The sequence below is a fragment of the Myxococcota bacterium genome (assembly GCA_039030075.1).
Classification (GTDB): Bacteria; Myxococcota_A; UBA9160; order UBA9160; family SMWR01; genus JAHEJV01.
Map to the genome: position 1 here is coordinate 21445 of JBCCEW010000019.1, position 15250 is coordinate 36694.

8 protein-coding genes are annotated in these 15250 nt (G+C 70.3%); 3 read left to right on the forward strand and 5 right to left on the reverse strand.

Annotated elements, in window-relative coordinates; genetic code table 11:
* Positions 1 to 20 precede the first annotated feature (20 nt).
* From AAF430_18780 to AAF430_18800, 5 genes are all read right to left on the reverse strand, one after another.
* Positions 21 to 962 (reverse strand): glycosyltransferase, encoded by a 942-nt coding sequence (locus AAF430_18780; protein MEM7412281.1) that lies wholly within the window; start codon positions 960 to 962, stop codon positions 21 to 23.
* Positions 959 to 5305 carry a beta-ketoacyl synthase N-terminal-like domain-containing protein gene (locus AAF430_18785; GenBank protein MEM7412282.1) on the reverse strand — a complete coding sequence of 1449 codons (4347 nt, stop codon included), beginning with the start codon at positions 5303 to 5305 and terminating at the stop codon, positions 959 to 961. Before AAF430_18785 ends, AAF430_18780 begins: the two co-directional genes overlap by 4 nt.
* Before the next feature lie 18 nt (positions 5306 to 5323).
* On the reverse strand, positions 5324 to 9109 hold the full coding sequence (locus tag AAF430_18790) for an FkbM family methyltransferase (GenBank protein ID MEM7412283.1): 3786 nt from the start codon (positions 9107 to 9109) through the stop codon (positions 5324 to 5326).
* Between the two features lie 80 nt (positions 9110 to 9189).
* Positions 9190 to 10389: an aminotransferase class I/II-fold pyridoxal phosphate-dependent enzyme gene (locus AAF430_18795; protein ID MEM7412284.1), complete on the reverse strand. Its 1200-nt coding sequence runs from the start codon at positions 10387 to 10389 to the stop codon at positions 9190 to 9192.
* A 458-nt stretch (positions 10390 to 10847) separates the two neighbouring features.
* Complete coding sequence (locus AAF430_18800; protein ID MEM7412285.1) at positions 10848 to 11846, reverse strand: glycosyltransferase; 999 nt, start codon at positions 11844 to 11846, stop codon at positions 10848 to 10850.
* 279 nt (positions 11847 to 12125) lie between these two features.
* Here AAF430_18800 and AAF430_18805 point away from each other — a divergent pair, with 279 nt between their 5' ends.
* Genes AAF430_18805 through AAF430_18815 form a run of 3 tightly spaced genes read left to right on the forward strand, consistent with a single transcriptional unit; the run spans position 12126 to position 15228 of the window.
* Complete coding sequence (locus AAF430_18805) at positions 12126 to 13292, forward strand: aspartyl/asparaginyl beta-hydroxylase domain-containing protein (protein MEM7412286.1); 1167 nt, start codon at positions 12126 to 12128, stop codon at positions 13290 to 13292.
* Positions 13289 to 14191 carry a GNAT family N-acetyltransferase gene (locus AAF430_18810; GenBank protein MEM7412287.1) on the forward strand — a complete coding sequence of 301 codons (903 nt, stop codon included), beginning with the start codon at positions 13289 to 13291 and terminating at the stop codon, positions 14189 to 14191. The genes AAF430_18805 and AAF430_18810 overlap by 4 nt, the downstream gene beginning before the upstream one ends.
* A complete protein-coding gene (locus AAF430_18815) occupies positions 14188 to 15228 on the forward strand; it encodes a hypothetical protein (GenBank protein ID MEM7412288.1) in 1041 nt (346 codons plus the stop codon). Before AAF430_18810 ends, AAF430_18815 begins: the two co-directional genes overlap by 4 nt.
* Positions 15229 to 15250: the final 22 nt, after the last annotated feature.

Below are 15250 nucleotides of genomic sequence, written 5' to 3' on the forward strand. Positions count from 1 at the left end.
GGGCGCCGCAACGAGGGACGCTAGACCCCGCTGCGAATCGCGCGGAGTCGCGTCAGCGTCTGCCGCGAGACGACCTTTCGCTCACGCCAGATCTGGGGAAGCGCGCGCACCAGCCCGACCAGGCCTTCGAGGTAGTGCTTCGCGTAGCCGTAGCGGAGCGAGCGCAGCGCCCAGAGCGCGAGGCGCGGCACGGTGTAGGCCAGGGCCTGGGGAACCGGCAGCCGTCGCAGCGCGATCCAGCAGCGGTTGCGCACGTTGAGGGCATGGCGTGGATCCGCCAGGTGGTTCAGGTCTCCCCGCGGCGCGCCGTGGTGCACCGGCTCGGGCAGATAGTGGATCTCGCCTCCACCGTCGATCAGGGCCAGGGCCAGGTCCCACTGCTCGCCCCCCCAGAAGAGCGACTCGTAGTAGCCACCCGCCCGTTCGAGCGCGTCGCGGCGGAAGGCCACCGCGGCCTCGCTGATCTGATCGGTCTCGAAGCTCTGGTCCTGGAAGCCGTCGCGCGACCGCGGATGCCACCAGTGGGCATCGGCGTACTCCCGCCCCTCGCCGTCTTCGGTGATCTTCAGGGTCGTCGCCACGCACGCGGGATGCGTCGCGAAGTGCTCGAGCACCCGCGCCAGAGCACCGGGCCGCAGCAGCCGGATGTCGTCGTCGAGGGACAGCACGACGGGCGCGCGCGCCTCGCGGAAGCCGACGTTACGCCCGCGAATCCCGCAATTCTCGGTGAGCGCCACGAGCTCCACCTGCGGGAACTCGGCGCGGACCATGTCGGCGCTGCCATCCTCGGAGGCGTTGTCGACGACGACGATCTGCACGCTGTCGTGGTCCTGGTTCACGACCGAGGCAAGGCCGTCGCGCAGCATGTCGCGGCGGTTGTAGCTCAGGAAGACCACGCTGAGGCGCGGCGCTTCGTCCTTCGGAGCGTCCGCGTCACCGCGGAGGTGCGCGCGCTCGGTCACGATTTGCCGCCGCCCGCTTCGACGAGCGCGGCCAGGGCCCGCACGGTCGGGTCCTTGAAGAACGCCTTGATGCCGACCTTCACGCCGTGGCGTTCGCGCACGATGCGCAGGCAGCGCGTGGCCAGGAGCGAGCTGCCGCCGAGGTCGAGAAAGTTGTCCTCGGGAGCGATGCGTGCGAGCCCGAGTTCGGTCGCCCAGATCTCACCGACCGACTGCTCGAGCTCGTTGCCCAATGCCTCGATGGCGGGAGCGCCCTCGGCAGGAGCTTCGGCGTCGGCCGCCGTCGTGTCCGCCTGGGCAATCGCATCGGCCGGGCGCCGCGAGATCACCAGGCGCCGACGTCCCGACGCGAGCGCCGCGGCGAAGCAATCGAAGCCCTCGGCGAGTTCCACGTAGTCCGAGAAACGCTCCTCGGCGGCTTCGCCGGCCATCCCCACGCCGCGCCACATCGGCCAGTCGAGGGTCCGAACCGGGAGCTCGCGCTCCGCGTCGGACCAGGCATCGAGCACCGCGTTCGCCGCGGCGTAGTCCGCGTGGCCGCCGGGCGCCTGGAGCCCGAGGACCGAGGAGAACAGCGCGACGAACGAGAGTTCGCGTCCACGCAGGGCGTCGAGGAGCACCGCGGTGCCCTCGACCTTCGGCGCGAGCACCGCATCGAGATCCGCCGCTTCCCGCATGCGCAGCAGCCCGGGAACCACGGTCCCGGCCGCGTGCAAGACACCAGCGAGCGTGGGGCAGCGCGCGTCGATATCCGCGAGCAGAGCAGCGACGTTTGCCGGATCGGTGACGTCAGCGGGAATCACCTCGATGCGCCCGCCGGCGCCGGTGCACTCGGCAAAGCGACGCGCGGCATCGCGGACCGCTTCGGGGTAGTCGGCGAGCGCAGCGGCGTCGTCCCAAACTTCCTTCGGCGGGAAGGCGCGGCGACCGACCAGCACGACGGTGGGTCCGCCGGGGGTGGCCCATGCGCAGGCCAGCCCGGAACCGATCCCGCCGAGCCCCCCGGTGACGAGCAGGGTCTGGTCGGCGCCGAGCGGCGGCGACGCGGGCTCGAGCGACACGGCCTCGAAGCAACGCTGCCAGAGGTAGCCGTCGCGCAGCGCCCAGGGCGCGCCCCCGTCGAGGTCGGAACAGCGCCAGAGGTTCGCGAGATCGCTGCCGGCGTCGACATCGACGCTGCAGACCCGGGTCCCCGGCACTTCCTCGACCAGGCTGCGGCAGGCAGCGTCGGCCATCGCCCGGTTCGGATCCACCGCGTCGCTGCGGCCGACCGCCTGGGCACCGCGCGTCAGCACGAGCAGGGAGAAGCCGTCGGCGCGAACCGACTCACCCGCTTCGAAGAGCGCACCAAAGGTCTCGAAGGCGTCGCGGCGCGTCGCCTTGGCTTCGCCGAGCAACCCGCCGTGCACGATCTGCAGGGGCGCGTCCAGCGGGAGCGATGCGTCGCGCAGCAGCGCTTCCCAGTCCACATCTCCGGCCTGCGCGCGCACCACGCGCGCACCCGCGGCTTCGAGCTCCGTGGCAAGGGGTGACAAGACGGCGCCGTCGCCGTCGACGAGTAGCCAGGTCGCGGCCGACGGCTCGGGACCGCCGTGCTCGTCGAGCGCCTCGCCTCGCCGCCAGCTCGGCGCGAAGGCCTGCGCGCGCTCGGCCGGCTTGCTCTCCGGCGTGCGCGCGTCGGACGCCGCCGACGCCGGCCAGTGTCGCGTGCGGTCGAAGGCCGTTCCCGGCAGCGGCACGCGCCGGCCCGGATCTTCTCCGAGCGCCTCCCAGTCGAGCGCGCCGCCGGCCGCCCAGACCCGACCGGCTGCGGCGAGCAGATGCCGACCATCGTCCTCGTCGCTGTCCGCCCGCGGGAGCGAAGCGATCGCCCGGAAGGTGTCTCCGGCGTGTGCCTGTCGTGCGAGCGACGTCAGTGCCTGGCCCGGGCCGACTTCGATGGCGAGCGCCGCACGCCCTTCGAGCAGCGTCTCGAGACCGGCGCGGAAACGCACTGTGCTGCGCACGTGGTCGGCCCAGTACTGGGGATCCATCGCGTGCTCGGGCTGGATCCAGGTGCCCGTGACGTTCGATACGAACGGGAGATTCGGTGCGTGTCGATCACGCTGGGAGACGAACTCGCGGAACGGCGCGAGCATCGGCTCCATCATCGCGGTGTGGAAGGCGTGCGACGTGTGGAGCCTTCGATGGGGCCAGTCCTTCTCGGTGAGGGTGGCCTCGAGCGCTTCGATCGCCGCGAAGGGGCCCCCGACCGCGAGGGTCTCGCGGCCGTTCTCGACCGCGATCGAGACACCGTCGGGGAGCACGCCGGCGAGCTGCGCCTCGGTGGCGGACACGGCGAGCATCGCGCCGGGCTCCATCGACTGCATCAAGCGCCCGCGCTCGCACACGATGGCAAGCGCGTCGGCGAACGAGAACACGCCCGCGACCGTCGCTGCCACGTACTCGCCGATGCTGTGACCCAGCATCGCGGCCGGCGCGATGCCGAGCGCCTGCCAGTGGGTCGCCAGAGCGTGCTCGAGCACGAACAGCGCCGGCTGGGTGTTCTCGGTGCGCGCGAGGGCCGTCTGCACGGCGTCGCTCGGCTCGGCCTGGAGTAGCTCCGCCACTTCTCCGCGACCCAGACGCTCGAGCTCGACGAGGCCGGCATCGAACGCACGGCCAAACTCGGGAAACAGGGCGCGCGCAGCGCGCCCCATGCCCGCGTGCTGGGAGCCCTGCCCCGAGAACAGGAACACGGGCTGGGCCCCCGCCAGTGCCTGGTCCTGCACACGTCCCGCGCCGCTCGCCCGGAGCCCGTGGATCAGCTCGTCGGGCTCGGCGGCAACGACGGCGCGGCGTTCGTTCCAGCCCGCCTGTCGGCGCAGCAAGGTGTGCGCGACGTCGTGCACCTCGGGCTGCTGGCCCTCGGCGGTCTTGGCGAGCAGCTCGCAGGTCGCGTCGAGGGAGGACGCGGATTTCGCCGAGAGGGGCACGAGCCGCGGCGTGCGCGCCGGCGCCGCCCCTTCCTGCTCCGGCGCGCTCTCGAGGATCACGTGGGCGTTCGTTCCGCCGATGCCCAGGGCGGTCACGCCCGCGCGCAGCGGCCCGCTCGGCGGGTTCCATTCGCGCAGCTTGTCGTTCACGTAGAACGGCGAGTCGTCGAGCTCGAGCTCCGGGTTCGGCTCGCGGAAACCGACCGTCGGCGGCAGCGCGCGCGCCTGCATGGCCCGCACGACCTTGATCAACCCCGCGACGCCGGCGGCGGCGTCGAGGTGACCGATATTGCTCTTCACCGCGCCGAGCGCGCAGAACTGCTTCGCCTCGGTCTGGGTGCGGAAAGCGCGGTTCAGGGCCGCCACCTCGATCGGATCGCCGAGGTAGGTCCCGGTACCGTGGCACTCGATGAAGCTGATCGTCTCGACGGGAACGCCGGCCACGGCGAGCGCCTCGACGACGAGGTCGGCCTGGGCCGTCAGGCTTGGCGCCGTGAACTCGGACTTCGACGCCCCGTCGTTGTTGACCGCGGAGCCGCGGATCACCGCGTGGATACAGTCGCCGTCGGCCTCTGCGTCTTCCAGGCGCTTGAGCAACACCGCGCCGGCGCCGCTCCCGAAGACCGTGCCGTCCGCCCGTCGGTCGAAGGTGCGGACGTGGCCCGACTTCGAGAAGACGCTGCCCTCTTCGTGGAGGTAGCCCGCCAGGAGCGGCACCCGCACGGCCGCGCCGCCGGCCAGCGCCATGTCGCACTCGCCGTTGAGCAGGCTCTGGCAGGCCATGTGCACCGCCACGAGCGAAGACGAGCACGCGGTCTGCACGGTCATCGCGGGGCCGCGCAGGTTGAGCTTGAAAGCGGTGCGCGTCGCCAGGTAGTCCTTGTCGTTCCCGACGAGGGTGGGCAGATAGTCGTCGGAGAATGCCGGGACCAGCCCGGTGTTCAGGAAGAAGGTGTTCATCGCACTGCCGGCGAAGATGCCGACGGGCATGTCGCAGGCATCGGGCCGGTAGCCGCCGTGCTCGAGGCACTGCCAGGCGAGCTCGAGGAAGATCCGCTGCTGCGGATCGATCACCGTCGCTTCGCGGGGCGAGTAGCCGAAGAAGGCGGCGTCGAAGCAGTCGGCATCGTCGAGCACCGAGGTACGTCCGACGTAGCGGGGATCGTTGCGCAGCCGCTCGGGAACGCCCGTCGCCTCGAGCTCCTCGGGCGACACCGAGCGCAGGGACTCGACCCCTCCCTCGAGGTTCTGCCAGAACGTGTCGATGTCGGGTGCGCCGGGGAAACGGCCGGCCATCCCCACGATCGCGATCTCGGTGGGATCCTCTTCGTCGCGCTCGTCGTGGTCCTGTGCGCCGGGCGGGGCCATCGCCGTCTTCCTCCGCGCCTAGCGTCGCCGGCGTGCGCGGCGCTTGCGACCGCGCTCGGCGCTCGCATCGAGCCCCGCCTGGCGGTCTTCCCCGCCCTCGTCCCCGAGCGCGATGGCGAGCGCGCGAACCGTCGCGCCTTCGAACATGGTCACCGTCGAAATGCGGCGCCCGAGCTTCGCGCTGAGATCCGACGCGATGCGCACGGCGAGGAGCGAGCTCCCCCCCAGCGCGAAGAAGTCGTCGTCGATCCCGACGCCGTCGAGCTTCAGGGCCTGACACCAGGACGCGCTGATCTGCTTCTGCAACTCGGTGCTGGGTGCGACGAACGCGGTCTCGAGGGTCGGCCGCGGTCGCGTGAGCTGGCGCGCGAGCGCCTCGAGGATCTGCGTCGCGCTCGTGAGCTCCGCGGGGATCCGCTCCAGGGTCGCGTGACGCGCCGGGGCCGCCTTCGGCTCGCGCGCCGTCGCCGACGCTCCGCCGCTCGCGGCCTCGGCCGCGGTCGGGTCGAAGCGGGTCTCCGCGACCTCCTCGGCCGGGGCGAGAAAGGATCGCTCGTCACCCACGCTCGCACCCGAAAGGCTGCTCGCCGCCTCTTCGCCGAGCGTCCGCATCAGGAAGGTCGCCGCGGGCTCGTTCTTCTCCGAGCGACGGAAGCCGAGGCGCACCTCGGAGAGGCCCCGCTCGCGCGCGAGCGCGCCGAGGTGGGCGAGCATCTGGTGCTCGACGCCACGCCCGAGCACACGACAGCTCACCAGGAAGGCATCGACGTCGAGGACGTCACTCGTGGTCCAGCGCATGGCGCCGACGATGCCGTAGTCGCCGAAGCGGTCCCGCACCGACACGAGGCGCCAGCCCGCATCGTCGCGGCCACAGGTCTGGGCCACTTCCTCGACGCTGCAACGCGGGGTCGTGAAGTTGAACTGGTTGGTGCGCTGGGTGAGCTGCGAGGTGCGCTCGTAGTGTTCTGGCGTCGCGGCGTAGACGTCCACCTCGAGGCCCAGGCTCTCGATGAAGTCCGAGAGGGTGACGACCTCCGAGCGCAGCGCGCGACGCTCCTTCTCCTGGTCGTAGAACTGGGCGCGGCGCCGATCCTCGTCGGTCGTGACGAGACGGTCCAATGCCCACAGATGCGCCGAGAAGTCTCGGAGCGCGTCGGCGCCCTGGGGCGCCTGCAGGCAGAGCACCTCGGGGCAGGCCGCGCGCACCTCGGCCAGCTCGACCGGGTTGTCGTCGACGAAGACGAAGGAGTCGATGCCGAGGTTGAGGTCGGCAGCGAGCTCTCGCAGCCCCTGGGACTTCGCCTCCCAGCCGATCTTCCAACCGGCCAGGTGGTCACGACGCAGGACGAAGTCGTCGCGGCCGTCGAAGACCTTCCAGACGTCGGCCTCTTCGTTCTTGCTGGCCAGACACAAGAGCATGCCGCGTTCGCGTGACTCGACCGCCAGCTGCTGCAGGGCCCGGTGCCCGGCGTGGAACTCGAGGTCGCCCGCGGCACTCTCACCGCAGACGCCGCCCCAGAGGGTGTTGTCACAGTCGAGGACGAGCACCTTCTTCGGCGGCGTCGACACCGCGTGCACGCCGCGGAAGGCCTGGGTGCCGAGCGCGGCGTAGGCCGCCGGCGTATAGGGCACGTGCCCCATCACGTTGCCGTGGGGATCGAAGGAATCGGTCACCCCGTAGCGCGTGAGCAGGTCCGACATCGGCAGGAGCGACGTCGCACCGATCGCCGCGACGGCGTCGGCGAGCCGCGCCTCGGCGTCGTCGATTGCCTTCGACACCGCCGGATCGGCGAGCGCCTCGGGCGACGAAGGCGTGAGCCCCAACAGGATGGGCGCCCCACCCCGCGCGTCGTAGGCCTCGAGCCCCTGGGTGAACTCGTCGACGGCCCGCCCCAGCTGGGCGCCGGGCGACTGGGCCTCGGCGTCGGCCGCGGCCTCGCCGCGCCGGGCGAACACCCCGTAGAGTCCGGAGCGCTCGAGCAGCTTCTCCTGCTCCACGAACACCTGGAAGCCGCGGTCTTCGAGGATCTGACGCGCCTCTTCGATCTGGCCTTCGCCCGAATCGTGCACCTCGAGCACGACCTGCTGGATCATCGGCCAGTGGTCGTCGTCGATGCCGTGCAGCACGGCGAGCTCGCTCTTCTCGGCGTCGACCTTCAGGAGATCGATGTGGTCGATGTTCTCCTGGCGGATGATCTCGGAGACGGTGCGCAGCGGACACAGGAAGGTCTCCGTGTCGGTGCGGCTCTCCATCATGTTCTCGGCGTACTCCCCGGCGTCGGAGACGTCGGCACCGAGCTCGTCCTCGAGCACGTTCTTCACGACGGCCTTGATGGCGTCGCGGTCTTCGGCGTGATCCGCGTGGAACGTCGAGAACACGGAGGAGTTTCGATAGAAGGTGAACTCGGCCTCGCTGTTCGAGTCCGAGAGCCCCATGTTGAAGGCCTTCGCCTCGGGCACGTAGAGCTTCGTGTTCGTCGACAGGATCCCGAACACGGCCGGCGACGGCTCGAAGGAGAGCACCTGAACGCCGGGCGACTCGGTCTGACAGAAGAGCGAGAACAGGCCGATGTTCGCGCCGACGTCGATCACGCACTTCGCGTTCTTGAAGTCGATGCCGTACCGGCAGTAGGCGCGGTCGACGAAGATCTCCTTGTGGAGGTAGCGCGTCTCGTAGGCGTTGAGCTGCGCGATCTCGGCCGAAGGCGAGAAGGGGTAGCGGTCCTTGCCGTCCAGCAGGGCCGCCTGCTCGGCGGCGGGCAGCTCGGAGCTGAGCGTGGCGCGCTCGGAGAGCCAGTCCTCTACCCGCACCAACGCGACGTTCACGCCGCCGCTGTTGGTGCCGAAGGTGCTGGCCGGGTCGAGCAGCTCCTGTTGCAGCTGGTTGTAGGGAGCGAAGCGCAGCTCGGTGGGCATGCCGAGCTCCTCGGCCCAGAACTCCATCGCGTCGGCGACGGGCTCGGCCGTGAAGTTCGCGGCGATCGCGACCGGCTGGGTCGGCGCGCACTCGGCGTAGCCGAGTTCGACATCGCTGAGCTCGGCCACGAGACTGCCGTCGCCCGCGAGCAGGCGCACGCGACCGCGCGCGCCATCGGGGCTGGCCTGCGCCACCTCCGCGTAGGCGTACTCGGCCTCGATGTCGTCCGCGACGAGGACGGCTCCGCCGAAGCCCTGGAGCGTGAAGGTGTGACCGTCGACGGCCGCCGCCACCGCGAGGGCCTGCACGGCCCAGTCGAGCACGCACGGGTCCACGCCGAAGCGGTCGGCGCGCGCATCGTCGGGCGCGGCGAGCCGCGCGAGAACCTCGCCCTCGCCCTGCCAGAGCGCGGTCAGACCGCGGAAGGCCGGGCCGTACTCGTTGCGGTTCGCGCGCAGGGTCGCGTAGGCCGCGGTGACGTCCCCGGCCTCCAGACGCGCTTCGAGCGCCCCGAGATCCATCGCGTCCGCCGTCGAAGCATCCGCCGCGCCGACGAAACCGGTCGCGCAGGCCGAGCTGCCGTCCTCGAGCACGTCGAAGCGCTGGTCGCTTCCGTCGGCACTGAGCGCGAGCACGACCGGCGGTGCCTCGCGCTCGGGCGCGATCAACGCGCGCTCGAAGCGGAAGTCGCGCAGACGCACCGGCCACTGACCACCGGCGTCGATCCAGGCCGTCGCCGCGCAGGCGGCGTGGAGCATGCCCGGCACCACCACCGTCGACTGGAAGGCGTGGTCGGCGAGGAAGGGATGGCGCTCGAGATCCAGGCGGAGTTCGTAGCGGCCGGCCTCGCCGGTGGCCACGAAGGGACGCTTGTCGGTTTCCGTCATCGGATGGGCAGCCTCTTGTCCAACAGTCTTGGGATCAGGATTCGAAGATGAGAGAAGGGATTCGCTCGCCGCGGGGGCGGTCAGGCGTCTTCCTGGAGTGCCAGGCCCGCACGGACCTCGGGGGCGTGCGCGATCGCCGTCTCGACGATGTGGGCGATGCGCTCGATGGTGCCGGCGTCGATCTCCATGCCCGTGGGCAGCACCATCACGCGGTCGGTCAGCCGCTCGGTGTGGGGCAGCAGCAGCCCGGCGTGGGGGAAGAGCGAGCGGTAGGGCTCCATCTGGTGGCAGCCCGGATGGAAGTAGCGCCGCGCCTTCACGTTCTCCGCGTGCAACACCTGGGTGAGTTCGTTGCGGGTGAGCCCCGCCGCGGCCTCGTCGACCTCGAGCACGACGTACTGGTAGTTGTTGTGCTCGGACCGGTCGTAGTCGATCAGCGCCAGGCCCGGCAGGCGTCCGAGGACCCGGTGGTAGGTGTCCATGTTCTCGCGGTTGCGCGCGACGACGTCGTCGATGGCATCGAGCGACGTCAGCCCCATCGCCGCCGAGATCTCGTTGAGCTTCCCGTTCGTCCCGAGGTAGCGGACGTCGTCTTCGCCGGCGAAGCCGAAGTTCCGCATGTATCGCATGGCGATCGCAATCTCGTCGTCGTTGGTCACGACCGAGCCGCCCTCGAAGGTGTTCATGAACTTCGTGGCGTGGAAGCTGAAGACCTCGACGTCGCCGAAGCCGCCGAGCATGCGCCCACCGTGTGAGCAGGCAAACGCGTGGGCCGCGTCGAACATCAGCCGCAGCCCGTGACGGTCGGCGACCTCGCGCAGCGGCTCGATCGCGCAGGGTCGGCCCCACACGTGGACGCCCACGATGCCCGAGGTGCGCGGCGTGATCATGCGCTCCACCTGGACCGGGTCGAGGTTGTGGGTCTCGGGATCGATGTCGCAGAAGACCGGCGTGATCTCCTGCCACTGCAGCGCGTGGGCGGTCGCGATGAACGTGAACGACGGCACGATCACTTCGCCGGTGAGACCCAGCGCGCGCGCGGCGATTTCGAGGGCCACGGTGCCGTTGCACATGGCCACGCAGTGCTTCACGCCGATGATGTCGCAGACCCGCTGCTCGAACTCGTCGCAGAGTGGTCCGGCGTTGGTGAGCCAGACCCGGTCCAGGGCCCCCTCGATCCGATCGAGCAGCCGCTTCCGATCGCCCACGTAGGGGCGGCCGACGTAGAGCGGCTGATCGAAAGCGGGGGCTTCCCCGAAGATGGCGAGCTTGGGTGTCATCGCGTGCTCAACTGGCTGCGCTCGGCCCCAGCGGTGCGCCCGGGCGTCCCCACCGACTGTCGCGGGTCCATCGGGAACGTGCAGCTCCGTCCCGATCCTGCCGTCGGGCAGTGGGTCGTCGCTCCCGGGGGTGAAGTGACGTCGAGATCATTTTCGCCCTCTGATCGCTCCGGACCCGGACGCCACGGCCCGAGCCGACGGCGCGTTCCAGCGCAGTTGGCGCCCCCTCGAGGCGGCGCCAGGGCTCTTCGAGCCCACCGACGTACTCGCATCCGCATGGTAACCGATGGCCTGAAACTCCGATTCCACGGCGTCTCCGCGGTCGGGATGCTTCCGGGGGTGTGGATCGGTCGCCCCGAAGGGGTACTGGAGCCCTCAGACGTGTGCAGTTCCACCGACGACGAACGCCGATACCGACTTCGAGGTCGGTCGCTGCGGCGGCCCTGCCAGCCGTCGCCTCAGAGGCGGATCGGGGGCGGGCCCGGCTCGCCGAAGACCTGGTCGCGCGCCCAGCGGAGCCCCTTGTCGAGCAGCGGGGCGTGGAGCTTCAAGAGGATCTTGAAGGGCTCGGTCTTGGAGACGCGCGGATCGGCCCAGGCGCGATCACGCGTGCACATTTCGAGGTACTTCCGCGCCTCCTCGGGCTCACCGGCGTCGGCGTGCTCGTGGGCGAGGTCGTAGTAGCGCCGGTAGCGGGCGTCGTGGAAGGGACGGGCGCGCTCGTCGTCACCCAGGTGCGCGATGAAGAGATCGAGCATCGTGAGGTTCGACTTCAGGGCGGCGATCCGATCGGTGCGCATGCCGGCCCAGGCGCCGGTCGCGTGCAGGCGGTGCACCGAGGTCGCCACCGGAATCCAGCCGATGTCGCCGCGCTCGGCCCAGAACACGAACAGCGGCCAATCCCCGCACGGCGCGGTGAAGAACCACTCGGGCAGGATGCGGCGATGCTCGGTGCGCAGCAGCACCGACGAGGTCTCGATGCCCACCCATTCGGAGAGATCCGCCAGGGTGTAGACCGGCTTGCGCCACTTCGGGTGCACGACCTGGGGGTCGGGCTCGTTGTCCTCGACGCACTTGTGGACCGAGGTGAAGCACATCGACATCTGGGGGTTCTCGTCGAGCAGCGCGACCTGCTGGCGGAGCTTCCCCGGATGGATCCAATAGTCGTCGCCATCGAACATCGCGATGTACCGACCGCGGCAGATGTCGAGGGACTGGATGAAGTTGTAGGGCGCGGTGAGGTTCTTCTCCTGCGCCCGGACCTTCACGATGTCCGGGTGCTGGGCCTCGTAGCGACGCGCCACCTCCACCGTGTCGTCGGGCGAGCAGTCGTCGGCGACGATCAGCTCGATGCCGCCTTCGAAGTCCTGAGCCAGCACGCTCTCGATCGCGCGACCGATGTAGCGACCGTGGTTGTAGGCCATCATCAAGACGCTGACGGCCGGTGCTTCGCTCATGCCTGCCTGGTCCTCTCCGACTCGCCGCTGCGGCGTGCGCCCCCTCCAGAGCGCGGGATCCCCGAAGGATCGGCGACTCTCCCAGGAGACTGGAGCCGCCGGACCGTCTGCCACGCGAAGCGCGGGGCGCGGGCCCCGAAATTGAAGCGGGAATGGCGAAACAGTAGCCTGCGCGGCAGCCAGTCCCCGTAGGTCGCGCCGAGCCTACCTCAAGGTTGCAGCAACGTGTCCGATCGAGGGCTGTGCGGAGCGACCCGGGAGCACGAGCGAGGCACCTCCATGCGTGATCTCTATGGCATCGGTGGTTTGCGCCTCGTACAGCGCCTGTTCCTGGCGGTCGGGATCGGCAGCGCCGCCATGCTGGGCTTCAGCCTGGCCAGTGGAATCTTCCAGCTGCCTTGGATGGGCGTCGTCTGCGGGAGTGTGCTGGTGCTGCAGGCGGTCATCGCCAGCCGCGCCTTCGAGGCGATGTCGGGCGCGTTCCTCCGCCTCGACATCGAGGTCTACCTGCGCACCGAGCCGATCTTCCTGCGCCACGCCGGGTTCTGGGCGAGCGTGGGGCTGGGGGCCCTCGGCGCCGCGTTGGCCGTGGCCCATCTGGTGTGGAGCGCCCCGCCGCTCCCGATCGCCGGGGGGGTGCTCGCCGCGGCCTGGTCCCTGCCCCTCTGGGTCTCGATCAAGATTGTGCGTCGCATGCAGGGCGAAGCGCGACGCAATCAGCACGTGATGAACCAACTCCAGTCCGCGTGCGAGAACGCGCCGAACCGCGCCGCGCTCTCGCGGGTCGAGGCGACGCTGGCGTGCTTCCGGGCCGAGGAGCAGCGGAACCCCTGGCCGGGGGGCGTCCGGGGTGTCGGGCTCGTCGACCTCCCGAGTCGGGCCTGGTATCAGGCGAAGGACTTCCCCTTCGTCGCCGACCTCGAGGCCCACGGCGATACGCTCGTCCGCGAGTTCGAAGCGCTGCGCGACTCGGCCGACCTCGGCTTCTCCGAGTACGCCTACGGCAACGTCGGGCGGGACTGGGACGCCCTCGAGCTCTTCGAGCCCGACGGCACCACGCCCACCGAGGCCGCACGCCGCCACTGCCCGACCACCGTCGAGCTGCTGCGCGCCTTCCCCGGCCACTACACCCGGCACCGCCAGTACTCGCGGATGGGCCCGCGAGGCCTGATCGGCCCGCACCGCGACGACGGAAACCTCGTCCTCAACTGTCACGTAGGCGTCGAGATTCCCGAGGGCGTCTGTGAAATCCGAGTCGGCCACGAGGTGCGGAGCTGGGAGCTGGGGCGCGCGATCGTCTTCGACCCCTCGTTCGAGCACGAGGTGTGGAATCACACCGATGCCTTCCGCACCGTCCTCCAGGTGAGCTTCTTCAACCCGGCCCTCACGCCGGACGAAATGGAGTTCATGGAGCAGCACTTCTTCGGAAAGGCCAGCAGCGGATGAGCGCGGGCTATCAGCACCCCGACTACGTCGCGTCGCTCTCCGAGTTCGGTGAGCCGCTACTGCTGCCCGGTTCGGGTGGCGCGCTGCTGGTGCGTCCGATCCCGGGCAGTGACGCGCGCGACGCGATGGGGGCCTACCCCCTGCTCAGCTGCAGCGACTGGAGTGGTCTCCCCGACGACCTCGAGACGCGCACCGAAGGGCTCGTTAGCGTGGTGGCGGTGACCGACCCCTTCGGCAACTACGACGAGGCCCTGCTCGAACGCTGCTTCGACTTCGTGCGCCCCTGGAAACACCACTTCGTGGCGGACAGCGAGCTCCCGGTCGAGAAGATCGCGTCGAAGAACCACCGCAAGATGAGCCGCCGCGCCCAGCGCCTCGTCGAGGTCGAGACCTGCGCCGATCCGAGCGCCCACGCCGACGAGGTCCACGCGTTGTACGGCGTGCTGATCGAGCGCCACGGGCTGCGCGGCATTCACGCCTTCTCGAAGCAGTCCCTGGCCCGGCAGCTCGAGGTGCCGGGGATGGTGATGTTCCGCGCCACCCACGAGGGCGAGGTCGTCGGCCTCGATCTCTGGTACGTCCAGGACGACGTGGCCCAGGGCCACCTCGCGATGTTCAGCGAGAAGGGCTACGAGGTGCGCGCCTCCTTCGCGACGAAGTGGCACCTGATCGAGCACTTCCGGGGCCGCGCGCGCTGGATCAACTTCGGCGGCGCCGCCGGCACCGACCCCGACGCCGACGACGGCCTCACCCGCTTCAAGCGCGGCTGGTCGAGTGAGACCCGCCCTTCCTATCTGTGTGGGAAGATCCTCGACCCCAAGGCCTACGACGCCCTGGTCGCCGAAGCGGGAGCCGAGGGGGCGTACTTCCCGCTCTATCGCGCCGGCGAGTTCGCGTGACGGACGCACCGCGCACCATCGGCGGTGTCTTCGGCCTGGTCGACCCTGCGGCGCGCCACGCCGGCGGACCGTTCCGCACAGACGACGTCTACCTGGCCACCGCGCGGGCGGGGGTCTACCTGCTGGCCCAGGCCCTCGATGCGCCCCAGGTCTGGCTCCCGGCCTATACCTGCGACTCGGTCTACGGCGCGGCGAAGCAATCGGGAAAGACGGTCCGCTACTACCCGGTCAGTGGCCAGCTCGGGTTCCCCGCCGACGATGCCTCCCGCGCCTGGCTGGACGAAGTCGGACGTGGAGACCTCGTCGTGTCGATCGACTACTTCGGGTTCGTCCCCGAGGACGATCTGCGCCGGCGGGCGAAGGCCCAGGGGGCGTGGATCCTCGACGACGCCAGCCAGGCGATGCTCTCGCGCGACACCGGTCGCGACGCGGACTTCCTGCTCTTCAGTCCGCGCAAGTATCTCGGCGTGCCGGACGGGGGCGTGCTGCGCGACCTCCTCGGGTCGGGCGTGGCACTGCCTGCACTGGTCCCCGCACCCACGGACTGGTGGCTCACGGCTCTCGGGGCCACGATCGGGCGACGCCGCTTCGATGCGGCCGGCGGCGACCGCGACTGGTTCGGTCTCTTCCAGAAGGCCGAGACCGACGGACCGATCGGCGCCTACGCGATGAGCGAGCTCTCGCGGACCCTGCTCCATCACTGCGTCGACTACGCCGAGGTCGCGCGCACGCGCTGCGCGAACTACGCCCAGCTACTGGCCGCGCTCGAGCCGATCGCGCTCTACCCGCGCCTGCCCGAGGGCACGGTGCCGCTCGGGTTCCCGGTCCGGATCCCCGACCGCGAGCCCGTACGCCAGGCGCTCTTCGCCGAGGAGATCTTTCCGCCGGTGCACTGGCCGATCGAAGCGTTCGTGCCGAGCCACTTCGACGCGAGTCACGCGCTCTCGCGGGAGATCCTCACCCTGCCCTGCGACCAGCGCTACGACGCCCAGGACATGCAGCGCATCATCGATATCGTGACGGCGCAGGGCCTCTAGGCGGCCCCTGCGAAGAGGAGCG